Source organism: Bacillus sp. LR--39, assembly GCF_053613335.1.
Genome location: NZ_JBSIOT010000958.1, coordinates 1 through 680, shown reverse-complemented (window position 1 = coordinate 680; position 680 = coordinate 1). Strand labels below are relative to the sequence as shown.

Genomic DNA, 680 nt, shown 5'->3' with positions numbered 1-680 from the left:
ACGGGACGATTGTAATCGATACGATTCACCGGCCTGAACGTGTTGAAATCCGCTACCGGGACGGCCGCCTTGAAAACATCGCGATCCCTGATCCTAAACCGGCGATGTTCTATGAAGCAGAAGAATTTGTCACGCTTATAAAAGAGAATAAGCTGGAATCTGAAGAAAATACATTTGAACGGTCTTTGACCACCGCAAAAATTATGGAGGAAGCAAGAAAGCAAATGGGAATTGTATACCCTGCTGATCAAGCTTAAAAAAATCCGCACGCGTGCAAATGCCGCGGCGGATTTTTTATTAGACAATCGGAGAAGATGCCTTCCTTTTTAAAAGCACCTGTTGCTCATATTCTTTGATGTCATGAAGCCATGCCTCTTTTACCGGAACGCCCATTTGCTCACAGTAGGAATCCCAGATGGCTCCGAAAGGATATGTTTTGAATTCCTCCATCAGGGCCAGCCTTTCTGTATAGCGGCCCTCTTCCTGCAATTGTTTTAAATATCCGTTCGGGAGAAGCAGGGCATACAATAAAGCTTTGATCATATTTCTCGTTCCGATGGTCCAGGCGGCTACACGGTTAATGCTGGCATCGAAAAAATCCAGACCGATGGCGACCTTCTCAAGAGCATGATTTCGTACAATTTCAAGAGCGATTTCTCTCAATTCATCATCCAAAACCA

General features: G+C 44.9%; 1 protein-coding gene and 1 pseudogene. One reads left to right on the top strand and one right to left on the bottom strand.

All coding sequences use genetic code 11. The annotated features are described in order from the left end of the window. Positions 1-257, top strand: a pseudogene (gene iolU, locus ACWHAR_RS27750) (scyllo-inositol 2-dehydrogenase); the annotation flags it as partial. A 40-nt stretch (positions 258-297) separates the two neighbouring features. On the opposite strand, the gene ACWHAR_RS27745 reads toward iolU, so the two are convergent. Beyond that, a partial coding sequence (locus ACWHAR_RS27745) for an L-rhamnose isomerase (RefSeq protein ID WP_452088523.1) occupies positions 298-680 on the bottom strand: 383 nt, incomplete at its 5' end.